The organism is Paenibacillus sp. B1-35 (genome assembly GCF_050474385.1).
In the GTDB taxonomy this organism is placed as follows: Bacteria; Bacillota; Bacilli; order Paenibacillales; family Paenibacillaceae; genus Paenibacillus_B; species Paenibacillus_B alvei.
Genome location: NZ_JBCHVJ010000003.1, coordinates 503,301 through 530,259, shown reverse-complemented (window position 1 = coordinate 530,259; position 26,959 = coordinate 503,301). Strand labels below are relative to the sequence as shown.

Annotated in this window: 20 protein-coding genes; all 20 read right to left on the bottom strand. The window is 38.5% G+C overall.

From position 1 onward, the window contains the following. Positions 1–42: 42 nt before the first annotated feature. Complete coding sequence (locus ACQ5BJ_RS14155; RefSeq protein WP_005548918.1) at positions 43–1,977, bottom strand: DUF7594 domain-containing protein; 1,935 nt, start codon at positions 1,975–1,977, stop codon at positions 43–45. A gap of 24 nt (positions 1,978–2,001) precedes the next feature. After that, positions 2,002–4,536 carry a discoidin domain-containing protein gene (locus tag ACQ5BJ_RS14150; RefSeq protein WP_262866665.1) on the bottom strand — a complete coding sequence of 845 codons (2,535 nt, stop codon included), beginning with the start codon at positions 4,534–4,536 and terminating at the stop codon, positions 2,002–2,004. Between the two features lie 22 nt (positions 4,537–4,558). Then, entirely contained in the window at positions 4,559–6,184 is a 1,626-nt protein-coding gene (locus ACQ5BJ_RS14145) for a discoidin domain-containing protein (RefSeq protein WP_430110445.1), read from the bottom strand. Beyond that, positions 6,185–7,555 carry a hypothetical protein gene (locus tag ACQ5BJ_RS14140; protein WP_262866667.1) on the bottom strand — a complete coding sequence of 457 codons (1,371 nt, stop codon included), beginning with the start codon at positions 7,553–7,555 and terminating at the stop codon, positions 6,185–6,187. Between the two features lie 30 nt (positions 7,556–7,585). After that, positions 7,586–8,779, bottom strand: coding sequence for a hypothetical protein (locus ACQ5BJ_RS14135; protein WP_262866668.1), 1,194 nt, complete (start codon positions 8,777–8,779; stop codon positions 7,586–7,588). A gap of 15 nt (positions 8,780–8,794) precedes the next feature. Next, entirely contained in the window at positions 8,795–10,789 is a 1,995-nt protein-coding gene (locus ACQ5BJ_RS14130; RefSeq protein ID WP_430110450.1) for a discoidin domain-containing protein, read from the bottom strand. A 1-nt stretch (position 10,790) separates the two neighbouring features. After that, on the bottom strand, positions 10,791–11,501 hold the full coding sequence (locus tag ACQ5BJ_RS14125; protein ID WP_163978235.1) for a hypothetical protein: 711 nt from the start codon (positions 11,499–11,501) through the stop codon (positions 10,791–10,793). A 34-nt stretch (positions 11,502–11,535) separates the two neighbouring features. Further along, positions 11,536–13,644, bottom strand: a complete 2,109-nt coding sequence (locus tag ACQ5BJ_RS14120) for a LamG domain-containing protein (protein WP_005548931.1) — start codon at positions 13,642–13,644, stop codon at positions 11,536–11,538. Between the two features lie 15 nt (positions 13,645–13,659). Beyond that, complete coding sequence (locus ACQ5BJ_RS14115) at positions 13,660–13,989, bottom strand: hypothetical protein (protein WP_005548933.1); 330 nt, start codon at positions 13,987–13,989, stop codon at positions 13,660–13,662. A 13-nt stretch (positions 13,990–14,002) separates the two neighbouring features. Next, positions 14,003–14,623: a hypothetical protein gene (locus ACQ5BJ_RS14110; RefSeq protein WP_005548934.1), complete on the bottom strand. Its 621-nt coding sequence runs from the start codon at positions 14,621–14,623 to the stop codon at positions 14,003–14,005. Between the two features lie 78 nt (positions 14,624–14,701). Continuing rightward, positions 14,702–15,244 carry a hypothetical protein gene (locus ACQ5BJ_RS14105; protein ID WP_005548935.1) on the bottom strand — a complete coding sequence of 181 codons (543 nt, stop codon included), beginning with the start codon at positions 15,242–15,244 and terminating at the stop codon, positions 14,702–14,704. Between the two features lie 15 nt (positions 15,245–15,259). Next, the gene (locus ACQ5BJ_RS14100; RefSeq protein WP_268620871.1) at positions 15,260–16,411 is read right to left on the bottom strand and encodes a hypothetical protein; all 1,152 of its coding nucleotides are present in this window, start codon (positions 16,409–16,411) and stop codon (positions 15,260–15,262) included. 15 nt (positions 16,412–16,426) lie between these two features. After that, positions 16,427–16,810: a PAAR domain-containing protein gene (locus ACQ5BJ_RS14095; protein WP_005548938.1), complete on the bottom strand. Its 384-nt coding sequence runs from the start codon at positions 16,808–16,810 to the stop codon at positions 16,427–16,429. A 171-nt stretch (positions 16,811–16,981) separates the two neighbouring features. Beyond that, positions 16,982–17,740, bottom strand: coding sequence for a stalk domain-containing protein (locus ACQ5BJ_RS14090; protein WP_430110456.1), 759 nt, complete (start codon positions 17,738–17,740; stop codon positions 16,982–16,984). 117 nt (positions 17,741–17,857) lie between these two features. Further along, a complete protein-coding gene (locus ACQ5BJ_RS14085) occupies positions 17,858–18,619 on the bottom strand; it encodes a stalk domain-containing protein (protein ID WP_430110460.1) in 762 nt (253 codons plus the stop codon). Between the two features lie 151 nt (positions 18,620–18,770). After that, on the bottom strand, positions 18,771–19,532 hold the full coding sequence (locus ACQ5BJ_RS14080) for a copper amine oxidase N-terminal domain-containing protein (protein WP_268599770.1): 762 nt from the start codon (positions 19,530–19,532) through the stop codon (positions 18,771–18,773). Positions 19,533–19,683: 151 nt separating this feature from the next. Continuing rightward, the gene (locus tag ACQ5BJ_RS14075) at positions 19,684–20,445 is read right to left on the bottom strand and encodes a copper amine oxidase N-terminal domain-containing protein (protein ID WP_268599771.1); all 762 of its coding nucleotides are present in this window, start codon (positions 20,443–20,445) and stop codon (positions 19,684–19,686) included. 164 nt (positions 20,446–20,609) lie between these two features. After that, complete coding sequence (locus ACQ5BJ_RS14070; RefSeq protein ID WP_268599772.1) at positions 20,610–21,362, bottom strand: copper amine oxidase N-terminal domain-containing protein; 753 nt, start codon at positions 21,360–21,362, stop codon at positions 20,610–20,612. Positions 21,363–21,441: 79 nt separating this feature from the next. After that, the gene (locus ACQ5BJ_RS14065) at positions 21,442–26,271 is read right to left on the bottom strand and encodes a phage tail spike protein (RefSeq protein WP_430110465.1); all 4,830 of its coding nucleotides are present in this window, start codon (positions 26,269–26,271) and stop codon (positions 21,442–21,444) included. A gap of 19 nt (positions 26,272–26,290) precedes the next feature. Further along, positions 26,291–26,935 (bottom strand): phage distal tail protein, encoded by a 645-nt coding sequence (locus ACQ5BJ_RS14060; protein WP_005548950.1) that lies wholly within the window; start codon positions 26,933–26,935, stop codon positions 26,291–26,293. Between the last annotated feature and the right edge of the window lie 24 nt (positions 26,936–26,959).

Sequence of the window (26,959 nt, the reverse complement as noted above, 5' to 3'; positions counted from 1 at the left end):
ACGAAAGCTCCTCTTTGCGTTTTAAGTTGCGATTGCTTCATTCTAAACTATGAAATAATAGGCCCCGCCTGTTTGAGATCTAATGCCAAATCTTGCATGCAAATCATTAACATCTCTTTGACGACAAGTCGTCTGAGACACAAGATCTACGTCCGCTTGATATCTTCTAAATAGGTATCCAAACAGTTCTGGTCTACTGCTCGTCATCTCAGCCTCAACTTCATGGATTGCTTTGATATCAATTGTGGCATCTATATCCTTGTACACATTGACCGTAAGAACCGAATCGATTGTTGAATGACCCCAAACATCAATGCTAGACTCCAGATTGGTCACGATTTGGGCTAATACGGTTGCAACCAATTCAGGGCTGCTTGAAGCTATGCTTGTCTCGATATCCTCATGCTCATAGACTTCCATATAGCTATCTAAATCATTTTCGCCCTTTATATAGATAAACATCTCTGCATGCAGCTCTGGTCTACTGCTCCAAATCACGGAAGATTTATCATCATATTGTTCTTTCGTTGGCACACCAATGAATGCTGGAATATCATCATATTCTAAAGACTTGGCCTGAATGATTCCTTCAAAAGAATCATTGTAACTAAACACTTCCATGACTGCACCGAGTTCAGGCTTGTTGGACTCCATTTGCGATTCTATATTTGCCCGCGGATCATCCTCGACAAAAGCTCTAGTCTGTAATGTAGCTTGGAGAAAAGCATTCTTATCGACAATCATTTCAGATTGGAGCTCAGGTCTATTCGCATCCATTTGAGTCTTTACGTCAGAAGATTGCAGTAACGATCTAACCGTCAAGCTTGCATCTCGATAGCTTTTAGCCGTTTTATATACAAACATAGAAGAATGGAGTTCCGGTCTAGCTACATAGATATCAGCATCGTAGTCCATAAGCATTGGTACATTCCCCTGATGCACATAAAGAGAGGAATCCAGCCAGCTGAATCCGATATCGCTCTTAACGTTAATCCTAGCATTAAGGTCGCTAAAACCACGTCCAATGACAAACATCTCAGCGTCGAACAGGTATCTAGATGCCGTATAAGATTTAGATAAATCAATATATTGTACAAATAGTTTTGGCTGCTTATGCCCTAACTCCCTAGTGAAAAATGTTACATACGAGTTCGCTTGCGATCTGATGCCTATACCATAATTCGGTTGTTCGTCACGATACCATTTTAGTACAATATCAGTCATGTCTACTTCGATATATCGCTCTTTTTTATTGTAAAGGAACTTGTTTGTTATCAGACCCAGGGGCATTGGAGCATTTGCTGCTGTGATACCGATTTCATTCCAGAACTCTTTATTTGTCGTAAATTCGAGATCCATGCCTTCTACTTTATCATCAGCACAATATAATCTTAACGTAGCCTTTTCAATCAGTTTTTCTGTACCTAAAGCATGCAAATCAAATTCGATAAAGGATTCGAAGTTTTCAATATTTACATAGTCCCTCGTATCCCTACCGACAAACATTTGTTTTTCAGTGCCCCAGTTCTGCGACTGATACCTGACACTATCTCTCGTAAAAGCATCTTTTACAGGTGCTATCTCTTGAATAATTCTAGGCGCCTCGAACAGTTCATAATCGCCATACATTCGATTGTTGGGCGCTACTTCGATGACACTCTCTATGAAACTCCCGGCAATCGCCTCAATTGTGGACTGTTTATCACTAATCCCCTTATACATAATCATCGCAAACGAATCTAACTCTGACTTGCTTTGTACGCGGACTATGAGAGAAGCGTTCAAATCACTATAGGCTTTCTTGTATACAAGCATGTAGGATTCTATATCTAAATACTTGCCCGTATACAGTACATATTTGCCGGCCATTGTATTGACTGGTTCATCGTAGTGTCTAACATACATGCTTGATTCTACATCATCATGCGCATAACCTACCCAAAGGTTCGCATTAAAATCATAAACTTCCTCCTGCACCTACCATCACTCCATTGTATTGGACTAGATTTTTTGAGCCCGCGCTCTAATTTCAAATTTTCCGCTCGGAACCGAATTAGCTGTCAGCTCAGTGGCCAATCTGGCAAAGAACTCCACGGATTGATTGTAGTCTAGTATTGTATTCCAATTCAGCACTTCTTCTGACGTGAATGGGAATTGCTCCTTCGATAATTCGATTCTAACTCCGTTAGGTAAATCAGAATTCATTCCCTTCACTTCAATATTCGTAACCTTGTGACCATACATGTTCGTTAACGTAATTTTGTTCTCTTTCGAGATCTGTCCTGCAACGAGCGTACCCGTATTCCAGTATTTCAGGATCTCCCCGATATCTGTTGTATAGTACTTTCCTAAGTTGTCGCTAAACATCAATCCCGCATAGGTTCCGATAAAGTGAGTCGTCCATGAGTCTACGCTGCCCCAATAATCTTTGAATTCAACAACAAGAGTGTTCTTCTCACCAATTTTGACTTCCGTGTTTTTAATATTAAGGGCAATTGCCTCAGGAGAACCATGTAGATTCGTAAACTCGCCCGAAAGCGGATAATAGGGTTTGTCATTAAGGAATACACGATATTGAACAAGGCCCAAATCATAGTCACTTAATGTTCCTGACAGTTTGTTACCGACAAAAGAAAGGTTGATGGTTGAAGTTGTATTTAAAATATAGAGAGATGCATCACTTACACGCGCCCCTTTCATGTAGGTATTAATGCTTGCCTTTACACTATCGACATCCACAGATCCCTTTTCGTTTAGTTTTGTATCGAACATAAACCCAATTTTAATAAACCCAAAAATAGCTTTAGTTTTGAAATCCTCAGTTCTTAGCGATTCGAATTCCCAAGTTCGCATTCCATTTTTCTTCATATCATTTTCGTCAGTGATATCGAGACTCTTCCATTTCCCTTGACGATAGGATTCCCACTTCATGCCGTTGTCGAATGATACAAATAATCGAATGTTGTCTTTATATTCTTTCGTTAGCTCTATCGTATATTTTTCAACATCGTCATTTATGGAGATGTTTCCTAATGGAATAGAAATTTGACTCAATGGTGTGAATTGAGTTTTCACTACACGTCTTGACGCATTCTTTGCAACGTAAAGGATGTTGTTGTCTTCGGACATATCGGAAAGTAAATCGTGCGTATATCTCAGCAGTTTAACCTTCGAGTTACTAGCAGAGAGTAAGCTCCAATCTTCCTTCTTAATCTGATTCAAATCACTTATCCCATGTGCATATACAAAATTCATATGTTTTGGTTTTGAAAGTTCGATCCACCCACTATCAATTAGATGGAAGAGTTTAATTTCCCTTAAAGCAACTCCAAGTACAGACCCATTGTTCTCATAAAATCTCCATCTAATTTTTTTGTATTGATTCGTATTTGGAAAATGATAGGTTCGAACTTCGTTTTTATTCCAATTCACTTCGTTTCTGCGTTTATCCAGCGTTATCCATCTTGAACCATTCCAGGCTTCCAAATCCCATGCTCTTGGTGACTCGCCTACGTTTTCTTCTCTGGATAGCAATGCGTAGCTATTAAATATAGTTGGGCTAACAAATTCATAAGACAGCCATGACCTTACCTGTGTTTTCGCCGTAACCCATGCTGTATTGTTTAATCCGTCAAATACGCGAAATGCTTCATATGCCCCATCATGTGGACTTGAAGCTGCAATACCATTTGAATTATTTGTTGTCATGACAGGTACTAAACTTGTAAGACTTTTCGTTTTTTCACCCAAATTAAATGTTTTATACTTGTTATCATGGTGAATTAGAAATCTCTCACTGCTTGCTTCTTTCCCAATTATTTTTTCTAAATCCAGATATGCTATATTCACATCACCTTTTGTAAACAACATGTAAGAACCAATCGAACAACAACCTGTAATGACTGATCCATAATTGTATAAAGTAAAATTCAATTTGGAGAACTCTTCTGCCCCAAAATTCTCATAGTCAGGTATTTTAGCATAATAAACATTTGCCGGAGAACTTCCTTTATATACAGATACAATAAAAAATCCATTTGTTATTGTTACTCCTGTTGGATAACCATCTGTAAACGATACTACAGCCAACTCCTTACCTGTTATTGTATCGAAGCAATAGACACTTTTTTTATAGTCTGTCATATATAATAGGTTCCGTTTGGCGTCAATGTAAAATGAGGATGCAGCCTTTTCAGAAATGTTGACTTCTGGTTTAACCATTGTCTTTAACGTTTCGCCAGTCTGTATATCAATTTCCTTTATCATGTATGGGTCATTAGCTAATCTGACGAATAACTTTGCTCCATCTGTACCCAGGCCGCTTCCCCACAGAGGACTCATTAGTTGGAGCTTTCTTTTCATAGTCAAGGAATAAAAGTCTAAAACATATATGTAGTTTTTATTTTTACTTTGGTTATTTGGAGCGATAAACACTTCACCATTTATTCTCGCAATACCGTCACATCCTTCGGGCAATACAGTGCTAATATTCCCTTTAATCCCATTAAAGCTGTGCGCGTATAATCCTCTTCCCATTTTTAATCACACCCCTATTTGTTTACCTAAATAACTCCCTTGTATTCTTCAAATCTACTTCTAAGCTATCAATATACAATCCATCCACCTTTTCAGAGCTGTCATTTGCGAATTGCTTTTTTTCTATTTTTTCTGCAATAGGGTTAACATCACTATACTCCAGCAGTTCAATGTCATTCCCCTGATATTCATCTAGTGGAGAGACTTCTGTTCCCAACTCAACTTCTGGCTTCCCATCCTCAGAATAGATACTTAATTCAACGTTATTTTCAAAATAATCAGCTAATGATTTCTTTTCATTATCCTCGACAATAAACTCAACCTCTTCTGCTAAAGGATTTTCTGTATACTTCAAGATTTCAAATTCATCACCAACAAGATTTGGAAGATATTTTCCTTTTTCCATCTCTTTAATTAAGACTGGCTGACTTTGAGGAATCTCAGTGAAAATTTTCACTTCAAAGTCGCCATCTAACTGACTTAATTCCGCTGCTGACAGAGCTTCTACTTCACTTTTAGACATACCGTATGTTATGAAGTCCTTGTCTGTTATATCCCTGCCGATTGTCTCCCAACCTTCTTCGACAAATTTCATTAACCCAATTCGCTTAACACCAACTGAAAAGTCATATGGTGCTGCTTTATGATAGCCATCTCCAAATTCAATTTTATAATATTGATAAGTTGGCTTTATTTTTTCGAAATCCACATACCTAATGTGACTACCATTCGATGAATTATAATCATCTCCATTCACACCTATCGAATTACTATCACACTTATAGAGTTGCGTCCAATTGTTGTTATCGTTTGAGCCAAGAAATGTCCAATACTGGATTCCGAAATTGACACTATCTGCAATTCGTAACGCTTCAAGCTCAAGTCTATCTAGTGTTGTAGGCACTCCAAAGTCATATGTAATGAATCGTATTTGATTTTTACCATTTACGCTCACCCAACCAGAGTCGACCTCATTGTTAAAAACTTTCCACAAAGAATTGGGGTGATTTATATGTGTGTCACTACTATAAATATATTTGCTATTTTCATTGGCTTTAGATAGATCAATATATTTTGGTAATTGGTATCTTTTATATTCACCCGATTCATCTATGAATAAAATTTTTTCGGTTTTTGTTTCGTATGTTTCAATTTCAAATTCTATCGGGTAGTGCATTTCCCATGTTGCATTAGCTGGATAATTATAAATATCAATAATACTACCATCCGCGATTGTTTCATAATTTACTTTGAGGCATCTTGAGTACACCCAAGGAACATAAGTTCTATACCAACCTCCTTCGGCTGGAACTTTAGTGTTTTGATCGAAGATGATTGCTAGAAACGTTTCTTTAGGACAGGTGATATCAATGCCCTCAAAATAATAAATGTCATCCCCATATTTGCCGTCATTAATCAGCTCTCTAGCTAAGAGTATTTTATATTCTCTGTGCCTATTTGTCTCTTGCAGGATAGCAATCTTCATTTTTGTTTGGACGTTTGGTAATCCTCTAAATTTAATCGATTTCAATCTGCATAAAGACAACTCATTGATTGGAATTTGGAGAAAGTACATTTCTGTCTCAGTCGTAGTTGTATATACTTGTACAGGGTGTTCGAATCCATGCGAATAAATTTCTTCCTTCATTTATTTCACCTCATCTAACTTGATTTCTTGTACATTCTCTCTTGCTTTAAACTGATAACTAAAAACTTTCCCCATCCCCAACGCCTCATCTTTTTTACTCCAAACAAACTCTTTGTTATAGGGCTTGTCGAATTCTATCTTCTGTCCTTTTTGCATACCATATTTCGCGTAATCGATCGCAGATACATTTTCAGTTAGCTCCGCTACGACATATTCGTACTCTCTTTTTGAAATGATATTTTTAAATCCTTTAGGCATATATTTAGCTTCTGCTTGTAAATCAACCTCAAATGATGAAGAGCCGCCGCATCTTATAATTGGTATGACTGGTTTGGGTAACTCTCTTACTTTTACTTTCCCTATACTCTTCCCATCGACAATAGCTTCGAAAATGTTGTTATCTAAATCCATTGCTATTCCAATTCTTCGAACACCACCCACTAAACTAGATGAAATCACAGTTTTTTCACCAATTTTCTCTGCTCCATAAAAATATAAGTTTTTTGCATAAAAATTAAATAATAAATTATTTACTCCCCATGCCCCATAGTCGTCAGTGTGTTTAGCAACTAATCCAATACTAAGGTCAAGATCATTATATTTAGTGAACTCCATGTACAACTTTCCACCATAATAATCGTCACCAAATAAGATATACCCTCCTCTTACTAAATATAGACGAAAAATACCATGTATAGAAGCAAGAGAACGATTTTGTAGAAGCTTGAATCGATTTCGATTCTCATTAATATCATCGAAACTGAAACCTACAAATGGATTTTTAACTCGTTTTGTAACAGCTACATGCTTGCCATCGAATTTCCGCTTAATTAGGCTTCGTTCATTCTCCATGTATTCATAGCACTGAAAGTCTGCAATTGAATATTCCGATTTTCCATTCCAATCTCCTTGTTTTTCATACATATAAAGAACAAGCATCCTATATTTTTTATCGTTTTTGAATGTCCATTCTTTTTTTTCGTGTTCCTTCCATGTTTCATTTTTTATATCCAACAACAACGTACAACCAATCCAGGTTGGCTCTTCGTCCACTTGCTTCAGACCAAACGTATTCATCAAATTCAGTGTATCATCAGGTACTCCATAGAGCCTAAAGCTCTTGGGAGACTTTGACGTATCAGAAGAGGAGGTCATTGATATCTTTCGGGGGGTATATTCTGCTGGAAATTGGAATTTAGCATGTACTTTTTTAAAAGTGCTACTTGCCCATGCGGTATTCTTGTCTCCATCACACATGTTATATTCGCTGTATTCATATTTTGGAGTATAAAAATAATCACTAGTAGCAATCTCGAAATTAAACTTAATTCTATATTTTTCGTTAAATAATGGAAGTATTGGTACAAACATATTCACACCTCATCAAAAAGAGCATCACAATCAAATTGTAATGCTCTTTATTTCTTTTTTTTTATCCGTAAAAACCTTTGAGAAAACATTGCCATTACCATATTTATTTTTCTCTTTTTGAACAACTTTTTTTAGCACTTGACTTGTGCAGTGGTATTCTCCATTTTTCATGCCATATTCCTTATAATCTTCTGGTGAAGATGCAGATATCTCTTTAATATAGGATTGATATTCAATTAGCTTGATATCATTTATTTGCACATTAGTATTGTTTAAATTTAAAAACGTGATTTTATATAAACAATAAAATTGGGAGTTATCAAATTCCTTTCGAAGCTTCCCAAAATCATTAATCAGTATGGCTTTGTATTCAAATAAAAGATTCCATTCTTTATTAATTTCATCATATCCCTCAAATGTGATATGTGCGTTTATCTTCGCCTTTGACTGTATTTCTACAGCATTAATCAATCTAGGTTTCTTAAATTCAATTTTTATACTTGGGTGTGCAAACTGCAAACTACTATTATCGACCGAAGCATAGAAACAGCCATAGTCACCAATTGAATTGTTTTTAAAAACGTGTTCAATCGGGTACTCTGCTGAATACGCTTTATATGCATCAACACTGTTAATTTCGTTGTTAAATTCTTTCTCAAAGAAGAGTGGAATTGCACTGACTTCCTTATTCTCTATAGTAAAACTTTTTGTCACTCCATTCGCTTTCTTTTCGTTTAAAATGAAGTATTTTTGATCGTCAGCTAGTTCGGGTGTAGGTATTGTTATTAATCGAAGAGAATCCTTGTTAAAGAACTCATATTCAGTTGGATTTATGATGTAGGTCTTTACCAATTCATCGTTTGTATTATAAAACTCTACCTTTAGATTAGATTGTACTGCATATCTCCCCGCAGTATCTAATTCAAATTTACTGATCGTTACGGGATCTTTAAACACGATTTGCATATTGATTCTAGCGTCATATTTATCGTTTATCATGGAATAATACCCATCATTTAATGCATCATAAAATGTCTCGCTATAGCGTGCCATTGAATCTAAATAAGCAATTTCAGTCTCAAACTTCAAATTACCACTATTTGAAATTATTCTTCCAAAATTAATTTTAGCCCCTTTTTTATCATAAAATCTAATCCTACCTATAGTCGCTACAGCTGAAACAGTAGTTGATATATCGCTGAACTTAACTCTTTTTATAAGCAATTACAAACACCTGCCTTATTTCAATTTCAGTTTGTACATATTCTGCAATGTCGAAAGGTCTAGATCACATTTATATATACTTCCAGATCCAAGATTATTGCTAAATGTTGTATCGATTTTATCGATTTTATTTTTTCTATCTAATTTCGACAAATCTGATAAGCCCTCACTTTTAATAATCTTTTGCGAAGGCATTGTTGTAGATAACAGCTTCCAGTATGGATTAATTTTTTTGTACTTTGTTGGATAGAGATTTAGATACTGTATAGCGATATTTTTAATATCACTATTGTTTGAAATGAAGATAAATTTAAAGAATCTGTATTTCACATCATTTCCTATTATAAATACTTTTTCTTCATTTTGTTTCCAATAAACTCCGTTACGTTTTTCGATTAACGTCCAATCGTCTCCTTTCAGTGAGCCATACAAATTCCAATCTCTTGGAGATGGATAAATGTCCTGTTTAACCGTTGCATTGGCAACTGGAAGTGTATTTTTTCCAAAATTGTATTTCATAACGTACCCGCCAATTGTTTTTTCCGTTCCTTCTCCAAAATCAATTGTAATTTCTACACTTGTTTCTCCATCAGAAGACACCCAAGAATCAGAGGTACCATTGAACAACTTCCAAACGCTTGAGCCATTGGTGGCAGTGACCTTTATTTGGTGTTGTGTGCTTGTCAGTGTAGAACCATCTTCAATGAATTCATCAATCAATGGCGCAGGCTCAAGTACCTGTTCACTCCCCAGATTATAGGTTTTATACTGACCATTCACATTAAAGAAATATTGTTTTTCATCTATTCGTTTCTTTGGCTTGAGAATAAGCATAGGTCTGAACCCTACGCCAGTCATTACATCATTCTCATATTTCTTTCTAGCATCAACCACTCCGAATGCGCCTGCATCTCCGTTACCACCACCTCTAATAACCACACCTACTGATACTCCATGTGCGGGCGTATTAGTAAAAGATGGGTATTTCAAATTCCAAACTGAATTGTCTCCTATCTTGTCCATTACACCATTCAAATCTGAGTTGATATACTTGTCCCACTCATTATATTCAATAAATCCCTCATCTTTTTTTGCATTAGAGGTAATTGACGTTAATATAGGATCAAAGTCTTTGAGCTTGTCATTGGTCTTACCTGTTACGGTTTCACACATTTCTATGTAATTCAACTTGAGCGATTCCTTTGTTAAGTTAACATTAGAAGTCCCGAATCTCATTCTCCAAAACTGATGCTTATATGGGTGTTCATGATTGAAGTTCAATACATGCCAAATATTGCAATCATTAGCGCCGATTTTTATATCTAACTCCTTAGCTAATCCCCAATCATTCCCATCATCCGAATATTCTAAATACAACTTTTTTAAATTGTAATATTCCGTCCAGTACCTATTTTCAAATACGATATTTACTCTTTGAATTGACACTGGTTCTTTAAATTGATAGCCTATCCACTCTTTATCAAAGTTTGTATCTCCAAAACATAATCCTGTAGCCCAATATGTACCTTTTGCGGCTGTTACTCCAAATGCCTTTTGACCTCCGTACTGATCAACATCACCATTGAGACAAGACGACCAGATCGGAGTACCACCAACACACTTATTCTTGTACAAAACGGACTCAAGATCGTGATATGAAGTGCCAATTTGCATCAATCCACCTCTTGCGTCATAAAAATTCCAAGGTATCCGATATGCTATATTTCGATCTGCTATACAGATGATGTCACCATTATTCTTTATATCAACAACAATAAATTTAAAATATCCATCGCCATTAGTAGACCAATCTTTGTTAATCTGCCGTTTTTCTGTTTCATAATCTGTATGAACTGCAAGATCACTTAATATCCATCTATATTTTTCCTTGCTTGAGTAATCGGTCTCATCAACAATTTGTTCGAATTTTGTATCTATCGTGTAAGAGTTACACCAAAAATAATCGCCCACTTTAAGCGTCTGTAAGTTATTATTCAATGATAAGGACATATTACTTCACCTCGTAAAGATGTCTAAAGTCAAATACTGGTCTGAATCCAATTTTATTAATTCCATATGAGGCCCGTTTTGCTACGTCATATTTTTCAAAACCTGCACCATTAAGATTTCCCCCTCTTGTTATACATACCTCTGGGTTTAAATAATCAGTGCATTGAGTAATTGTTTTATAATTAAAATGATGCCAGACATCATGATCATTAGCTTTTATTGTTCCGTTTAAATTAGAGTTAACAATATACTTGTCATACTCATTATCTTTCGGGTATGCACCTAATATTGCCTTACTTGGGTCGTTTTCTATGCTTCCTTTTTCATTTATTAGACCAACCCCCCCTGTTAAGCATCTCATATATCCGTATACTCCATTTAACGTCATGGCTTTCCCTTGGATGTAGTTGTTATCTTTTGTTCCCTTTAATTCGTTGTAGGAAATGATGGTTTTAATGACTCTATCTGCGATAAGAAGACCTTCATCTACCTTAATGAAGTAGAAAATCCCTCGTGCAGAGTTTATCTCTGCACCACTATAATCAATTTCGGGAATCGCCATAAAATTACTTCCTGTTCCTACCCACGGACTTACACCACCAGTGAATTCAAATGGAGATCCATTTTCATAAACTTGCATACAAATGTAATCCCCCACCTCCATTTCTAAAATGAAGTCCCGCTCTATACCATCCGTATTGGGCTTCGCCATTAACCTTCACCTCTCAAATAAATTGCAATTTTATTTATCTTGGATACGCTCTTATTCGATCTAACCTCTTTATATGTTTCGCATATATCTTTGTGGACACTGTATATCCCTTATCCTTATAGCTATCATCTATAGTCAAGTCGTGTTGTTCCGTATAATCTACCGTTAGAAGTCCCTTATCAATTTTTACGTATTCGGTATTGTCATAATCTATCATTCCGTTAAACCCTTCAACCTCCGTAACCTTTCGGCTGCTGTTATCTGCTTGAATGATGATTTTAACTCTGACATATCGTGATTTTGGACTGGCAATCGTATTGTTTCCACTAAGCTTTACATATGGACTCCATATGCGGTTATCATGAGATGTTTTTGTAAGAATTGTAACTTTAGCTCCACCTACAATTTCTTGAACACTTACTAAATTTTTAAATGCGGTATAGTTATCAACTAAATCAATAACTTCGGATTCCCACTCACCATTTCTGGCTAATGCATGAGTTAGTTTTTCAAAACCATCCAACTTCGGAATCATGCCGTTTGTAATGATCCAAACGTTTTCATCCCAATTCTTAAATAAGTTTGCATCTTTTAATTCTCTTTCGGTTTTAGCAGCATCAATGAATGCCGAACCATTAATTACAGAATGATTATATGTATTGTAATCAGTGTTATAATAAATGTTTGTTCTACCGGCATAACTGTATCCGACGATTGCTGCTATTGTGTTACTTTTTCTGTTTCCTATTAATGTTCCTTCAATAATGATATTACTGAGTTGACCAGCCGAATAATACCCTGCGAGAATGCCTATAAATCTCCCATTTATAGATTCACTCGTGTCTATGTTTACATTAATATACATATTTGTTGCGGTTCCCCCTGTAATTGTTCCAAATACACCGCCATAGACATTCTCAACATTTGCTTGTTTTGTCTTTAATTTGCCCGTTACAACCACCCTATCTACAACACCCTTATTAAAATTAGGAGTGATGACTCCTTGCCCTGCAAAAGAAGCTTCAATGTCTACATTTTCAATGAATAAATTCTTCACAACGCAATTATCATTAAGAGATGTAAATAATCCAGTAGGGACTCCACCTATCTTTTGTGTGAAATTCAACAACTTATACCCGTTTCCGTCTAGACAACCATAAAAATCGAAACCATAATATCTTCCTTCCTCAAAAAGTCCGACTTTAAAATCGATATTTTTTGTTAGCTTATAATAGGCGTACGGATTCTTCCTCATATAAAAAAAATCATATGCATCTCGGATCAAATAAGGATCTGCTTCTGTTCCTTGTCCTTTATGATCCGCAGCATCTGACTCTTTAATTTCATAAAGCTTTTCCAATTGCAACTTACCATCATCAACAAAAGTGTTTTTACATGCACCTTTGTCAAAATTGATAGGCATGCCGATCTCTTCAACCTTCTGCCCTGACAACAAAGCAATTTCACCATCTACAAACCGAACGTTGCCAACTGTCTTCCCATTGTTTTTAGTCTTTGAGTAATCCTTAACTTCGTCAGTTTGAATACTGCTCTTTTCAAATCTCCAGTAACCGACTAATCCTGTTTCCGAACCAGTCAACACTTGAAAACGATCTGCACGAATTTGGGCCTCTAATCTCGCGAAATTCCATAGTCTTACTTCGTCCAACTTCCCTTTGTAGTCAACTCCAAATCTAAACTGTGTAGATGTTGTTTCAAGGGGAGTCTTATTTCCATAGCCAACGACTGCTTCAAGCTCTTGTTTCATGCCGTTTACATAAAGCGCAATTCCCTTTGTTAATCCACCGCCATTATACGTAAGAGCAATGTGATACCAATCGTTCCAGGTTTGAATGACTTCATTTTTGGTTGCAATCATCTCACCGCCAACACCAACTGCCATCTTGCCTCTCGTAGTCGGATCGTTATTAAGCGGATTGATAATGACCTCTATCTTCTTCATGTTTGGGCTATCATCACCATACCGAACAGGAATCATCAATTTAGAACCGTTATCTTCTGGTTTCATCCAAAAATCAATCGATCTTGGATTATCGCCTGTTGGAAGTCCAGCAGCGCCCATCTCTACATACTCGCCAGACGTTCCGCTAAAGTGGATTGCGCCATCATTTTGAGTAGCCATTAATAATCACCTCAATCAATTAAAAATCAAGCTCTTCATTGTCCCTCCAAAATTGTCGATAACTCCGCCGCTCTGATGTTCAAACACCACATAATTTACTTTCCCATCGTCATTTAACGCTCCTCCCAGCAGCACATCGATAGGAATGGTTTGCTGCGCAACCTTCTCGCTCAAGGCTTGTACAAGCGCCGAAGAATGTTTCTCTCGAAGCGTATGGTATACACCCTCGTCCAAAGTAATAGAAAATGAACTACCGTCTACATCGAAAGTTAATGTATCGTTTATACCTTGCGTGATTTTTACATCGCCTCTAATGTCTTTTGTCCCCCACACTAGTTCTGCCATATCTCTCATCTCCTTATTTCAATGTCCAAGTAATATTCGTGCTATGTCCCTTTTGCAAAGGTGATTCAATCTCGTCCACAACTATGCCTCGGCGTTGAATTACAATCTTGCCATCAAGTTCCTGATCAGAAGCAATTTTAAGAGACATATACGCTTTATCCTGATAAGGAATGGATACAATCGCTTGAAAGTTGAATATAATTCCGTCCAAACTCAACTTCTTTTTATACCCGAAGTTGTACTGCGTAATCCGGTTCGTAAACATTCCGCAATCCGTCTGTTTTTGAAATGGATTTGCTTCACTCACCGCGTCCTTATAAGAAATAATGTCATTATAGAACAGTGATCTTCCATTCAAGAGAAACTCTTTGTCATTCTCTACATAGGAAATTCTAAATTCTTCGCCGTTAATATTAAAAACTCCGTTTGCCGCTTCGAAGAATAGTTTGGAGCTATGGCCAATCAAGCCGAAACGAAGAAGTTTCATTCTATCAATACTATAGAAGCGATACGGATCCGATTCTTTCGTTTCTAGATCGTATTCACATAAATGTGTCCCATCATAGTAGTCCGCCACCCAGATAAAATCCTGACCTAAAATCGGATGCGTGCCATTACTAGTTGTAAAAATCATTACATATACCTCCACAATAATTTGCCTGCCAGATAAAGAAAAAAGGACAGGCTCTTACGAGCCCGTCCTAAATAATCTTTATACAAATCGATAGGAAACGCGGATTTTAAAGTTCTGTTTGCCTGCACTTGCAGCCAGCGGAACCTGTGCCCTTAAAGTTACAGTTACAAAGTTACCGCCTGAATCAACTTGATTGCCGTTATTATTTATTCCGAGAATCTCTTTGGCACTAGGTATTACTGGCGTAATTGTCGCACCTGCGTTATTCTTAACGGTAGGCTCCGTAGTACCGATCGGCTTGTTTCCTGAGCGGCCAATTTTGGATGTGTCTGCTTGGAGATCCGACTCTGCCAATGAATCGACTTGTGCATGGAACCAATCATCTCTGACAACCTCTACAATTTTTCCTTGTTTGTCGCCTGTACCGCCATCCATATCCCGTGTCGTGATATGGCAGTCCTGCATATTCGCTACATCTGTAGCCCCGCCTCGGTTATTCCAAATATTGAACGTAAATGCTGGACCCCAATCCCCTGCATCAACCACTCCAAAGTCGAAGGGTGCCACAATTTCACTTGCATGATTAACATCATACCATTTAATAATCGGTGCTGTTGCCATTTGAATCAAACTCCCTTATTGTGTAATTTTTACAATAACCTCAATTGTAATGTCTTGGACATCTCCGCCTAGCTGGAGAATTTCCAAGCGAAAAATATCGTCTTTCGCCACGTTTGCGACGTCAACTTTCCTCAATCCATCGTCGAAGTGTTCTCCCTTGCGAAATACAATATTTCTGGAGAGTACATCCGACCAATTGAGCATATCTCTGCTCTTCTGTAGCGTGATCTCGGTGCTCACCTTCGAATCTATACTGCCAATCATTCCTCGAACATTGACAATCTCCCCTTTGAAGGGAAATCTAGCATGAATATGCTGGACGCCGATATCCGGGAACTGAGGAATCACGAAAGTAATGACTCTCTCTTTAAGTCGATCGTCATAGGAATGTAGCTTCGCCCAATCCTCCTTGGACATGAGACCATTAACCCCTTTATTGGCTAACGGAATATTGCCCCCTAGCAAATCGATTGGAACCCAAGACTTTCCGTCCCAGCGGTATCGAATCCCGGAGTCGTATACTTGAACCGTCCAACCAATTTTCGGATGCGGATAATTGCTAAAAATTTGTTGATACGTTTTTACATATGGCAAAAAGACGAGTCGTGTTGTCTCGTATGCGTCATTCGCCATGTCTGTTGCTGCTTTTGATTCCTCGGTACTTTTTTTAGCATTTGTAGTGGCCACTTCAGATTTAATGATCGTCTGCAGCAATTCATCTCTGAGCTCTTCATAATCCTCTGTTTTGGCACTGACATCCTTAATTTTCACATTAGCGCGATCGATGATCGTTGCAAGGGACTCGACAACATCATTCATCTCGTCTTGGTGATAAACCCGGCTAGACGGATATTGGATGAATCCTCTTCCCTTGTAGGATACATTGACGGCATTCGATTCTTGGGATGGATGAAATTCGATAACGCCCGTTGAATAATTGACACTGAATTCATTCGGCTTAATCGCCTTTTTCGGTGTTCCTTCATAGTTGATTTCCATCAATCCGGCTATTTTCACTCGCGTGAAACGATCCGGTATTTCAGAAAGTATGACCTTGTGATTCAGCACTTTCAAATATTCGGCCCTGTCGATATAAGGATCTTCATTCGTCCCCTTTCTCCATACGATATGTATCGGATCCAGGTACCCATAATGACTGTACGGCATGTTTTTTCACCTCCTTCAATTGATATGAACATTGCTGCTGCCTTCTGCGATGGACGTCGTTGTCCCCGCATGAGTATCTACGGACGAGCCAACTGTCGCCGCTTGCCTTCCATTGACGAAGACATTGCTTGAGCCACTTGTTACATAGCCCGTTCCTCCGCCATCAGAGGACTTCCAACTCCAACCGCTTGGAATCGAGTATGATTCCGTCTCCGTAACAGGATCCCCGTTGCACGCAGCTTGTCGTCCATTTACATATACATTCGAGGAACCGCCATTTAGAGTCCCATCGATCGTAGCGCTTGTTGTGCCATCATGATAATGATCGTCATGCCGTTCTTCGATTTCGACGTGATCACTTGCAACAGATGAATTCGTCCTTGCCCCTTTATAAGCCATGCCAGCCATCCTATCACCCCATACAAAAAAACCACTAGGCAAGTCTAGTGGTTTTCACACAATTTTGATGATTGTAAGTACAATCATCATTTACTTTACAAGGAAAGAACCACCAAAAAAATCCAGTGGCTCCTAATATCCTATGTACAATAATATTCTTGAATCAAAAAATTATTCGTCGTACTCTCTCGTATAGAGAAGTGTTCCATTTTCATTATAGTAGTAGGCTATCTTAATATTACCGTCAATAAATTCTCCTAATCTATAATCAGCGCCTGATATATGCCCTTTTGGAATATATTCAATGAACCATCCCTCATATTTTCCATCTTTGTAATATCCTGTTTTTCCATCTTTGTTGTATGGCTCTTTTCTTACATTTCCATTTTTATATTCTTTCCCCTGTCCGTCTGGGACGAATTCGGAAAAGTTATCCGTGTATCCTTCACCTAAGTAATATTCTGTTGAGTTATGGATTTTTTTTCTAATCATTCTACCTTCGATTTTAATAATATTTGCATGGGCATATTTTTTACTTGTTAATTGTGTTCCTTTTTTATTTAAGTAATTAATAGGTACATAGGCAACGCCATTTTCTACAATGGATGCATCTGCCTTTTGCGTATCCCCGTTGATGGTGACCGCTGGTTTCCCTATCGTAAATTTCATGCTCAACAGATCGTTCTTGCCAGATACCTCTTTCGTGTTCGGATCGTAGGTTACTTTCATATTTAACTCAGCAAATAAATCTTTAAATGGTATATATGTTATTCCCTTTTCAATGAAAGCTTTATTGGACAATTTCAAGTCTATCCCGTCGATTCTGATTTCAGCGTACTCTCGGCTTGAAGATTGTGCAAATAACTGATTTGGTATTATACATGCTGATAATATTGCCACAAACAACAGTTTTGATAGTCTCTTCTTCATGTCTCATCACCTGTGTTTAAATTATATTTATTTATGTTTTACTTTACAAGGAAAGAACCACCAGAAAATCCAGTGGCTCCTAATATCCTATGTATAGTGATATTTTTGAATCAAAAATTATTCGTCGTACTCTCTCGTATAGAGAAGCGTTCCGTCCTTCGCATAGAAGTAACCCGTTCCTACATTTCTGCTATTGTGCAGTTTTACGATCATGTAGTCTGATTTGGATTGATCTCCTTCTTCACGATAAAAGATGAACCATCCTTCCATTTCCCCATCTTTATATCGTCCTGTTTCTCCATCCTTCGTATAAGGTTCCGCCGTCACGATACCTTTTTTGTATTCTTTTCCTTTCCCATCTGGAACGAATTCGGAAAAGTTATTCGTGTATCCTTCACCTAAGTAATATTCTGTTGAATTACGGATTTTTTTTCTTATCATTCTTCCTTCAATTGCGATAATATTCACCGTGGGATGCTTTTCACTGGACAGTTGTGTTCCCTTTTTATTCAAGTAATTGATCGGTACATAAACAATCCCATTTTCCACAATGGAAGCATCCGCTTTTTGCGTTACTCCGTTAATGGTAATTGATGGTTTCCCTATCGTAAATTTCATGACCAGCAGTTCATTCTCTCCAGATACTTCTTTCGTGTTCGGATCGTAGGTTACTTTCATATTTAACTCATTAAATAAGCCTTTAAAAGGAATATATGTTATTCCTTTTTCAATGAAAGCTTTATTGGACAATTTTATTTCTCTAGTATCTATTTCTATTTCCGCGTACTCGCGGCTTGAAGGTTGAGCAAATATTTGGCTTGGTAATACGGACACTGATAATATTGCTGCTAACAACAGTTTTGATAGTCTCTTCTTCATGTCTCATCACCTGTGTTTAAATAAATGTATTTTTGTTCATATTATCATTATAATATACTCTGATCATCATTTACTTAACAAGGAAAGAAACCACTAGACGATTCCAGTGGCTCCTAATATCCTATGTATAGTGATATTTTTGAATCAAAAATTATTCGTCGTACTCTCTCGTATAGAGAAGCGTTCCGTCCTTCGCATAGAAGTAACCCGTTCCTACATTTCTGCTATTGTGCAGTTTTACGATCATATAATCTGCTTTGGATATATGTCCTTCTTCAATATAATAGATGAACCATCCTTCCTTTTCTCCATCTTTATATCGTCCTGTTTCTCCATCCTTCGTATAAGGCTCCGCCGTCACGTTACCATTCTTGTATTCTTTTCCTTTTCCGTCTGGAACGAATTCGGAAAAGTTATCCGTGTACCCTTCACCTAAGTAATATTCTGTGAAATTCCGGATTTTTTTTCTAATCATTCTTCCTTCGATTTTAATAATATTTGCATGGGCATATTTTTTACTTGTTAACTGTGTTCCTTTTTTATTTAAGTAATTAATAGGTACATAGGCAACGCCATTTTCCACAATGGATGCATCTGCCTTTTGCGTATCTCCGTTGATGGCGACCTCTGGTTTCCCTATCGTAAATTTCATGCTCAACAGATCGTTCTTGCCAGATACCTCTTTCTTATTCGGATCGTAGGTTACTTTCATATTTAACTCATCAAATAAATCTTTAAATGGTATATAGGTTATTCCCTTTTCAATGAAAGCTTTATTTGACAACTTCAAGTCTATCCCGTCGATTCTGATTTCAGCGTACTCTCGGCTTGAAGATTGTGCAAATAACTGATTTGGTATTATACATGCTGATAATACTGCCACAAACAACAGTTTTGATAGTTTTTTCTTCATGTCTCATCACCTATGTTTAATAAATGTATTTATGTTCATAGTATCATTATAATATACTCTGATCATCATTTACTTTAACAAGGAAAGAACCACCGGAAAAGTCCAGTGGCTCCTAATATCCTATGTACAATAATATTCTTGAATCAAAAAATTATTCGTTGTACTCTCTCGTATAGAGAAGTGTTCCGTCCTTCGCATAGAAGTAACCCGTTCCTACATTTCTGCTATTGTGCAGTTTTACGATCATATAATCTGCTTTGGATATATGTCCTTCTTCAATATAATAGATGAACCATCCTTCCTTTTCTCCATCTTTATATCGTCCTGTTTCTCCATCCTTCGTATAAGGTTCCGCCGTCACGATACCTTTTTTGTATTCTTTTCCTTTCCCATCTGGAACGAATGTCGAATATTTTTTAATGTAGCCTTCTCCAAAATAATATTCAGTTGAATTTCTTATATACTTTCTAAGCATCCGACCTTCAATAATTATGTCATTAACTGATGAACGTTTACGGGCAGTTAATTTAGTTCCTTCTTTATTCAAATAGCTGATCGGTATATAAACCACACCATTTTCAACTATTGATGGATCTGCCTTTTGCGTAGCACCATTAATGGTAACAGATGGTTTTCCTATGGTAAACTTCATACTAAGTAATTCATTTTCAGCAGAGACTTCTTTTGTTGTTGGTTCATAGGATACTTTCATATTCAACTCATTAAATAAATCTTTGAATGGCATATATGCTCTACCATTTTCAATAAAGGCTTGGTTTGAGAGTTTTATTTCTCTTTGTTCAAAATATATTTCTGCTGACTCTCGAACTGATTTTTGTGCATATAAAGGACTTGCTGCTATAGATGATGTTAATATTGCCATAAACAACAGTTTTGATAGTCTCTTCTTCATGTCTCATCACCTTTGTTTAATAAATGTATTTATGTTCATAGTATCATTATAGTGCACTCTCGATTATTTTTTCTGTATGCCTTTTACTTTACAAAAGTAAGAACCACTAGACGATTCCAGTGGTTCTTACTTTTAATATGCATAGATTGTTATTAATATCACGTTTATTCCTTAGTATACAACAAATCACCATTTTCATTATAGTAGTAGGCTATCTTAATATTACCGTCAATAAATTCTCCTAATCTATAATCAGCGCCTGATATATGCCCTTTTGGAATATATTCAATGAACCATCCCTCATATTTTCCATCTTTGTAATATCCTGTTTTTCCATCTTTGTTGTATGGCTCTTTTCTTACATTTCCATTTTTATATTCTTTCCCCTGTCCGTCTGGGACGAATTCGGAAAAGTTATCCGTGTATCCTTCACCTAAGTAATATTCTGTTGAGTTATGGATTTTTTTTCTTATCATTCTTCCTTCGATCTTCATAATATTGGAGTGTGCATACTTTTGACCTACTTTTAACTGTGTTCCTTTTTTATTTAAGTAATTAATAGGTACATAGGCAACGCCATTTTCTACAATGGATGCATCTGCTTTTTGCATTACTCCGTTAATGGTGACCGATGGTTTCCCTATAGTAAATTTCATGCTCAACAATTTGTTCTCGCCAGCTACTTCTTTCGTGTTCGGATCGTAGGTTACTTTCATATTTAATTCATCAAATAGATCTTTGAATGGCACATAGGTTACTCCGTCTTCAATGAACGCCTTATTTGATAGTTTTAAGTTTATTCCATCTACATTTATTTCGGCATACTCTCGGTTTGAAGATTGCGCAAATAATTGATTTGGTATTATACATGCTGATAATATTGCCACAAGCAACAGTTTTGATAGTCTCTTCTTCATGTCTCATCACCTGTATCTACATAAATTTATTTATGTTCATACTATCATATTATTTGTTATGTGGCTATATTTTGCAACGTTAGTTAAGGTCAATTCTATCAGCATGCAGTTGGATAGCATTCGGTTTTATAGAGATAACACTTTTACCGCATACAAGTTCTATTTCCGTATCAGAATCTATTTTTATTTTTCCTTTTTCTGCTTTCACGACAATAGCATCAACCTGCCGATTCAATAGCTGGATCATGCGTTTATCACCAATATCTGTCGAACCCTCGAAAAAGAAACCCTTAGCTGTTTTCTTTATAATTCCTTGATTTCCTTGTCCGCTTCCCTGCCCCCAGATCATTTCTGGATAACTGTCATTTTCATCTGTATTCAAGTGCAATTTGAATTTTTGAACATCTTTATTTGATGTGTCGCCCGTAAGGAGCTTAATGAACTGGTCTTTAATAAACACATAGTCCTGATCTCCCTCCGGTTTCTCGGCCGTCTTCAAGCTATTGACCATGAGATTCGAAATGTATCCGGAGGTTTCCTTGTCCAGTACCAGCTCTTTCCCCTCATCCGATTCAATAATCAGCTTTCTGGCGCGCAGCGTACCGTCCTTATGAATCCAGAACCGCTTCTTATCATTTACATCGATTGCAATGCCTTCGTTAGCATTTAAGCGGATCACTTCCCCGCGGGCTCCATTGATCGTTATGCCCTTCTCCGCATCCAGAATGATTTTCTCGCCAAGCTCGCCGTCTAGGATTTTTAAGGCCTTTGTCTTTAATTCGACAGCCAATAGCTTGCCGTCCGTGTCCACATAGAATCGCTTATCCCAATTCGGACTCGATCCCGTGCCGATATTCTTCTCGATCTTGATGCCGTCCGTGGCGTTCAAGACGGTTCGATACATATTATCGCCGCGAGTTACAACGATACCGTTTTCCGCATCAATAAGCGTATTATTGTAGTCTCTCCCTAGCTGCAAGGAGCTTTTCTCCAAGAAATCGGCCAGCACCACTCTGCCGTATTCATATTCTTGATAGAAATTCTCCCACTTTTCATGAAACTCCGTGCGCGTTGAACCGAGATCATGGATGAGATGCGTCGTCGTGTTCATGTTTGCAAAAATCGGCTGCATATAACTTTTCAATCGATTATAGCTATCCTCCAGCTCGTTGCTGGCCGCTACGAGCTTACTTTGCGCCTCATCCAGTTCCGCATAGGAAGATTCCCTGTCATTATATATAGTCATTGCATACCGATTAATTTGCGATTTTAGTTCATTATATTGCTTCGTCACAATTTTGAACTGGTTGGCGAGCGTAATTTTCTCGGGCGATACAATCACATCATCCAATATGATGGAATCCAGTACGGTAAAATCAAGATTCAAGGCATCCGCATCCAGCAGCACATTGCCGACTTTCGTCTCGATCCGCAGCCGCTTCGCCACTAAATCCTCCGCAATTAAGGTGCCGTCTGTATATTCCGAGCTGCCTACCGCCGCGTATACTTTATTGCTCCATTTGTTCTTCTCCCATTTTTGCAGGGCCAAGCCATTGGTCGCATTCAGGACGGCCCGGTACTTGCCGTCATTCCGGAGCGCAATGAATCCGTATTCCCCGATCACGACATTGTTGTAGAATTTGCCCATATTCAATCCGGAATAGAACTGCGCATCCTGAATTTTGTTTCTCAGATTTTTTTCCTCGTCATAATACGTCTTGAAAGCAAGAATAAATTCCGAACGATCCGCGATTTCGCTCGTTTTTTCGGTCAATGGATCGTGAATAGCGATGTTCAGCGGCTCTACGGAAGTAATTTTAATATATTGAGACATATATGCTATAAGCTTCTGGTAAGCTTGCGTCAGCGACTCCGTTGAGTACAGATCCTTAGTGCTTGGCACCTTCGTGAAAAATTGGGCATTCATATCAAAATCGTCATCGCGCTGAGAGCGCTTATACTTCTTTGCTTGCTCCAGCATGCGATGATATCCCGCTTCCAGCTTGTACAATTCCGTAATGATCTGCATCTTTTCAAGAGAAGTCAGCTTACTATCCATGACGATCGTCTTAAAATCACCGATATTGAAATAGTTCGATTCCGCATCCATGATCATCTTCCCGATGTCATTGAACACTTTGATATTTTCGGCGACCAGGCCATGAGTGTATAATGTGCCGTCACGTTGATCAGCCCACATTACTTTTTCCCAACCGTCAGGCCGTTTGCTGTTTGCTTTGTCGATGACGAAGCCTTCCTTGTCCGTCACTTTTACTCTCGTAATATCGTTGAAAGACATGAGACCGAAAGCATCCGGATTTTCTTCGACGAGCCCCAGCTTCATGACCAGCTTGCCGTTCCGGTCGAATATTTCTCCCTTGGAGCCTTGGAACTTCAGAACCCCGCTCTCATCCTCGATGGCCAAGTTAACGCCCATGATGACTTTCCCGTAGATCCGCTCGCCAACGATACCGTCAGCCGTCAGGGCATGCTTCCACGTGTTGCCGCCATCATTCGTAATGGCAATCATCGAATTCAATCCAACCAAATAATGCAGCGGGTTTTTTGGATCCCGAATAATTAATCCTCTGTCCGACAGTTCCACTACCTGATCTTTCGCCCCGATAATCGCGTTTTTGTTGGCATCCCAATTGTTGTTGATAATCTGGTTGATCGCGCCGTTATTTTGCATGGATAAATCCCATTTCCACGAGTCGATCGATACTTGGGTAGACGTATTATAGGACTTGTACAGCATTTCAATAAATTTATCTTTGTTGGCGTACATATCCTTCATATTACTGATCGTAAGATTGATGCCTTTATCTTCGAAGTTGTATTCGATCTCGGTAATTTTCGCTTTGTAGCGAAGACTGATTCGCTCATGCTCAATGCCGATTGTATCTCCGAGCCCTAATTTGTCCCAATTGCGTTGCTCCGTCACCATCGACAGGAAATTGACCAGATCGACCTTTAGCGTAATCTTTTGCTGCTTCAGCTCGTCAAAAGCCTTCATTCCCTCTTTTAGTAAATCGTTCGGATCCTCGATGTTGGAATTTTGCCACTCTTTTTCAATGATATACTGATTACGTTCATCCAGCAGCTTCTTCGTAAAGTTGTTGCGAATATCGAGCCGCAGCTTCAAGGCATTGATATGATTCATGATTTCTTGATGCTGCTGTTCGATTTGGGTTACTTCAACTTCTTTGCGGCTGATTTCGGATTCCTTAGCCTTGATTTCAATCAACTTCGCATCCAATTCATTTTGGAGAGAATTCAGATCGCTCAGCAGCAAGGTGTAATCTTGGAACGTATTATCCGCATGATCAATCTCATCGCTCAGTTTCGCGATCCGCGTGTTCAACGTATCCCGTTCGTCTAACAGCATTTTCAATTGCGTGTTCAGTTGATGCAATTCCTCATTCTTAATATGAAGAATAGAATTGTTCGCTTCCCGCTTGGCGACCAGCTCGGTAAAAGCGTCCCGGTTCCCCTGCAGCAAATCCTCATATTCCAACAGGCCATGACAAAGCGCGTCCGTCATATAATCGCTATGGGACAACACCGTATGCTCTTTGGACATGAACTCTACGTACTCTACTTCGAAAGGCTGATTTATGCTGATCAAGCCATAGGCACCATGCGAATATGTCGAATCATGGCCCGATAGGACAAGTCTGTCATCGATCCATATCTTTATATCCTGGTTATATACTTCGACTGCCATCCGATAGTGCACGTCCGTGCTCCAACCGTCAACCGCATCCGTCAAGGCAAGCAGAATATCGTTCCCGTTCTCCCGTTTATAGAGTCGCAGCTTTTCCTTGCCCCAGCCGACACCGCCTTGAATTTTGCCGGACTCCCAGCCAATCCAGTAATAATTGCGATCATCCTGATATCTGACAACGAAGCCCATGACATTGTCCCCGCCGGTCGCGTTCAATGTGGCAGATAGTTTGTAATTTTGGCTTCCAAATGCGCTGGAATTCACGATTGTAGAAAGCTGCTGGAGATTAGAGGTGGAAATAAGCTTGCCATTAAGGACGCTCCATTCCGCATCATGATGATTCCATTGCGCTTTCATGTCAGGACCGTAATAATACTGTTGGCTGTAGTTTCTGTCTTCCTTGTACGGATAAATAAAATAATGAAAGTCTTCCACAAAGGACGTGCCCGTTGGATTGATTTCGCGAATCGTTATGTCTTCTTTGCCGTACATCTTCAACCGCGTTACAATCTCTTCGGCATTATCCTCCTGGTTAACAGATTCCAAGTATTTGCCGTATTTAATCGAGAATCCTTTATCATGCCCAATAAAATCCGGCTTTTTCAGGCTTACAGTTCTATGGAGCGTATCCCATACGACCACAGCATTAAAGGTTTTGGCAATATCAAATATGACCTCCAGCACGGTATTGGACGATACTTCGAGCCCTCTTCGCTTCAGCTCGAATTCGGAATCGACGTAACCGACCTGCCATATGGATTCAATCAGCACATCCTTCATAAGCTCCGTGGCGGTCTTCGACACGGCCTTATAATCCCGAATGATTTTATCGTTCAATTCATATCCCAATGACAAGGTTGATACCGACACGCTCTCTCCGTCGTCGCCGGCCCGCTTCCCGATCTGGTTCACAATAAAATATTCTTCGTAGGAGCCAAGAACGAGCTTGATCAGATATCTTCCTTTAATCAGCTCAAAGTTCTTATTGCGCGCTACGATATGGTGCTTGTCCAAATAAGCAGGGAAATCGAATGTAAGCTCATTAAGCGCGCCGAGCTTCAAATTAAACACGATATTATGCGCTTCCGCCAATTTGGATATGGTCTCTTTATTCGGCTTGCATAGAAACAGTTGGGGCGCAACAGGCTTTTTGGCAAAATCGATATCTCCTAAACGTAACATCCGTCGTTCACCTCCCGAATTATCCTTGCATGGTTTTATATTCATGTCTGATCGTCAGTTCAAATCCGCCTTCGCCGGTCAGCAGATTTTCCCCGACCTCCAGCTCGAGAAATACGTTATTATGCTTATCGTAGCGGTATATGAGCGGCAAGTCGGACACAATATCTTCATTCTCGCAATCGATGTATACCTGCTCATTGTCGTTCAAATCCGCCAATAGTAATGTCTGTCCGTTCGTTTCGTTCGTAAGCTTAATCGTGCCGGCGCCATTGCGCTTCGTAATCCACAGTTCCGGTTTGCAGGAGACGTCTCCCGTATTATTTAACAGGTATGACCCTAGCAGGGAGAACGAAATGCCGCGAAATTCGGGGCTCTTCATACCTTCATTCCGCAGCACAACTTTATATTGCAGGGAACATTGTTCCATATCATAGTAACTGTCTCTGAACAAATCCTTTGCATCGAAAGCGGCTTCGTTCATTTTGATCCACTCCGTCCAGTTCGTTGAATCATAGGACAGCCTTATGAATACATCTACCGTTCCATCATGACGCTCATATTGAACCTTCAAATCTTGAATATACGTTTCGAAATGAGAGCCCACATCGAACACTCGCGAAACATAAACCCCCTTCGGTATATATAAATCAAGCCAACTGGGCATGCTCTAACCTCCTTTGATATAAAA

Coding starts and splice junctions, on each gene's coding strand:
- ACQ5BJ_RS14150 (WP_262866665.1), bottom strand. CDS start 4,536: ATGGGAAGAGGATTATACGCGCACAGCTTTAATGGGATTAAAGGGAAT.
- ACQ5BJ_RS14145 (WP_430110445.1), bottom strand. CDS start 6,184: ATGAAGGAAGAAATTTATTCGCATGGATTCGAACACCCTGTACAAGTA.
- ACQ5BJ_RS14140 (WP_262866667.1), bottom strand. CDS start 7,555: ATGTTTGTACCAATACTTCCATTATTTAACGAAAAATATAGAATTAAG.
- ACQ5BJ_RS14130 (WP_430110450.1), bottom strand. CDS start 10,789: ATGTCCTTATCATTGAATAATAACTTACAGACGCTTAAAGTGGGCGAT.
- ACQ5BJ_RS14125 (WP_163978235.1), bottom strand. CDS start 11,501: ATGGCGAAGCCCAATACGGATGGTATAGAGCGGGACTTCATTTTAGAA.
- ACQ5BJ_RS14120 (WP_005548931.1), bottom strand. CDS start 13,644: ATGGCTACTCAAAATGATGGCGCAATCCACTTTAGCGGAACGTCTGGC.
- ACQ5BJ_RS14115 (WP_005548933.1), bottom strand. CDS start 13,989: ATGGCAGAACTAGTGTGGGGGACAAAAGACATTAGAGGCGATGTAAAA.
- ACQ5BJ_RS14110 (WP_005548934.1), bottom strand. CDS start 14,623: ATGATTTTTACAACTAGTAATGGCACGCATCCGATTTTAGGTCAGGAT.
- ACQ5BJ_RS14105 (WP_005548935.1), bottom strand. CDS start 15,244: ATGGCAACAGCACCGATTATTAAATGGTATGATGTTAATCATGCAAGT.
- ACQ5BJ_RS14100 (WP_268620871.1), bottom strand. CDS start 16,411: ATGCCGTACAGTCATTATGGGTACCTGGATCCGATACATATCGTATGG.
- ACQ5BJ_RS14095 (WP_005548938.1), bottom strand. CDS start 16,810: ATGGCTTATAAAGGGGCAAGGACGAATTCATCTGTTGCAAGTGATCAC.
- ACQ5BJ_RS14090 (WP_430110456.1), bottom strand. CDS start 17,740: ATGAAGAAGAGACTATCAAAACTGTTGTTTGTGGCAATATTATCAGCA.
- ACQ5BJ_RS14085 (WP_430110460.1), bottom strand. CDS start 18,619: ATGAAGAAGAGACTATCAAAACTGTTGTTAGCAGCAATATTATCAGTG.
- ACQ5BJ_RS14080 (WP_268599770.1), bottom strand. CDS start 19,532: ATGAAGAAAAAACTATCAAAACTGTTGTTTGTGGCAGTATTATCAGCA.
- ACQ5BJ_RS14075 (WP_268599771.1), bottom strand. CDS start 20,445: ATGAAGAAGAGACTATCAAAACTGTTGTTTATGGCAATATTAACATCA.
- ACQ5BJ_RS14070 (WP_268599772.1), bottom strand. CDS start 21,362: ATGAAGAAGAGACTATCAAAACTGTTGCTTGTGGCAATATTATCAGCA.
- ACQ5BJ_RS14065 (WP_430110465.1), bottom strand. CDS start 26,271: ATGTTACGTTTAGGAGATATCGATTTTGCCAAAAAGCCTGTTGCGCCC.
- ACQ5BJ_RS14060 (WP_005548950.1), bottom strand. CDS start 26,935: ATGCCCAGTTGGCTTGATTTATATATACCGAAGGGGGTTTATGTTTCG.